Origin of the sequence: Stieleria sp. (genome assembly GCF_041595215.1) — a bacterium.
Taxonomy (GTDB): Bacteria; Planctomycetota; Planctomycetia; order Pirellulales; family Pirellulaceae; genus Stieleria; species Stieleria magnilauensis.
Window position 1 is genome coordinate 1 of the sequence record NZ_JBFHKV010001205.1, and the last position, 2393, is coordinate 2393.

General features: G+C 58.2%; 3 protein-coding genes. All 3 read left to right on the plus strand.

Annotated features, from left to right (window positions below):
- Positions 1 to 315 precede the first annotated feature (315 nt).
- Positions 316 to 1200: a hypothetical protein gene (locus tag ABX749_RS29705; RefSeq protein WP_372899223.1), complete on the plus strand. Its 885-nt coding sequence runs from the start codon at positions 316 to 318 to the stop codon at positions 1198 to 1200.
- A gap of 22 nt (positions 1201 to 1222) precedes the next feature.
- Positions 1223 to 1810: a hypothetical protein gene (locus tag ABX749_RS29710; RefSeq protein WP_372899224.1), complete on the plus strand. Its 588-nt coding sequence runs from the start codon at positions 1223 to 1225 to the stop codon at positions 1808 to 1810.
- 130 nt (positions 1811 to 1940) lie between these two features.
- On the plus strand, positions 1941 to 2393 hold a 453-nt coding region (locus tag ABX749_RS29715), incomplete at its 3' end, for a hypothetical protein (RefSeq protein WP_372899225.1).

The window sequence follows — 2393 nt, forward strand, 5'->3', positions numbered from 1 at the left end:
GCGTCGCTGTTGCGAACGTCCGCTGATGCGCTCGCGGAATTGGAGTCTTTGGCCCAGGGGGATGTGGCCAAGGCGTTGAGTGAAGCTCGCCGGGCTGACCGCATGTCCGTCGTCGCCAAGCTTGAAGGCGTCCAATAGCCGATCCAGGGGACGACTGTCCCTTTCCAATCACTTCAGAGACTCGTAGGATCAGGTGGATCGCATTTTTGAACCGCATTCGATTGGTTTTGGCGCCCCGGTGGCGGCAAGAATTTGCCAGAATAACCGAATCGTCTCCCGCCAAGCCGCGCTCTTCACGTGAAGGACAAAACTGAAATGTCTAATTTTGTCGATCCCCAGACTCCAGGTAGCGAACCGCAAGTGCAGAGTTCCGGATCCGGCAACGGCTGTCTGTGGGGCTGCTTGATCGCAGGTGGACTGTTCATCGGATCGATCCTGTGCGCCGGATTCGGCGGCTATTGGCTGATCAGTAGCCAGATCGCCAAATACACATCGGACACTCCGGTTGACCTGCCGACCGTCGAATACTCCGAAGAAGAACTCGCCAAATTGGATGCGCGGGTCGAATCGTTTCGAGAGAAACTTGATGCCGGGGAGACGCCCGAAGAAGACCTGGTGCTGACCGCCGATGACATCAACGCACTGATCAGCAAGAACGAAGACCTCAAGGGAAAGGTCTACGTCAAGATCGAGAACAATCAGGTCGAAGGGGACGTGAGTATTCCGTTGGATAAACTGCCGATGGGCAAGGGACGCTACTTCAACGGATCGGCGACCTTCGACGTCTCGATGGACGGTGGCGTGCTGATCGTCACCGTCGACCAAGCAGAACTCAACGGCGAACCGGTGCCCGAAGAATTCATGCAGGCGATGCGGCAAGAGAACTTGGCCAAAGACGTCTACAAGGACCCCGAAAACGCCAAGTTCATGAGCCGGTTCGAAGACATCCGAGTCGAAGACGATAAGTTCATCCTGCGCGTCAAACGCGGTGGCGAAGGCGGTGTCCAGACCAACCCGATGGTCGAGCCCGCTGACGAAGCCAACCCTGACGAAGCCAACCCAGACGAAGTTTCCGAGGTGGAGCCCGCTGAGGCAGCTACCGGCGAATCGGCAACCAGCGACGCCGAAGCCGAGACCGCCGACGACGAAGCCGAGACCGCCGACGACGAAGCCGAGACCGCCGAGGCGGCGAGCGAGTAGTCTCGCGGGAGCAAGTCACGCGATGGGAGAGCATGAATTCGAGGGTTCGCGAGCCGAATTCCTACAGATGTTGGCCGAGCAAGGTGAGGAGCCCGCGTTCATCACCCGCCATCGACGTCTCGACGCGGCGATGGAGCAGTTGCGGTGGGCTTGCCGGACACATCGGCAGACCTTGTTACGCGGTCCGCGATTGCATCTTCGAAAGATCGCGTCGATGATTCGCGGTGACTGGTCCAAGCTGTCTCCGTGTCTCGCCTCGCCAAGTCGATGGCGCGTCTTCGCCTCGCTTCATGAAGAATGGAATCGGAATTCGCCGACTCCTTCCTGGGCCAACCAGGGGCTTTGGTTCGACAGACTCGACCGGCCGTTGCGAGAGCTTCGCCGGTCCGTGGATCGATTCAACCGTGATTGGCAAAGCCATCTAGACACGTTGGATTTGAAGCCGATCAACCAGATGATCGCCGGCTTCAACGACTACTACGTCTTGGAAAAAGCCTGTGCCTTCGGAAGCGAGGATATCGCGCGTCGGGGCTTCGATCCGGTCCCGCCCATGACCCCGCAGTCCTTGTTGGATGAATTTCCCTTGGTCGAATTGCCGGCGCTTCGGTAATACCACATCCCCCGTCCGGCTTTCGTCTCGCCGACGTCCCTTGCCCGGGGTTCGTCTTGTTATACTCCCTGCTTTTCCCCAAAACAGCAGTTTTGATTCCTCAAGGCGGGCGAGACGGATGATGAAAACAATGGAGCGTTCCCCTGTGCTCCCAGCAATGTTGTTGGCGGTTGGGTTCGCCATCGGTTGCCACAGCAGTCACGCGGACGGCCCACCCCAGGTCAATGTCACGAATATCCGCCGCGTCTTTCATAACGGCGAGCACAATGCGTTCACGGATCTGGTGCGTTTTCGTGGTAAGTATTACCTCACGTTTCGAAGCTGCCCCGATGGGCACATGGTGCATCCGACCGCTTCGGTCATCATCCTGGCAAGCGACGATGCCAAAGAGTGGCATCAGGTCCATCAGTTCAGTGTCAGGCATCGTGACACACGCGACCCGCACTTTCTGGTGTTCCAAGACAAGTTGTTCGTCTACACCGGCACTTGGTACAGCGGCGAAACAACGATCCCGGTCAGCGATTACGATCTCAACATGCACCTCGGCTATGCCGCATGGAGCGAGGACGGCCGCAACTGGCAC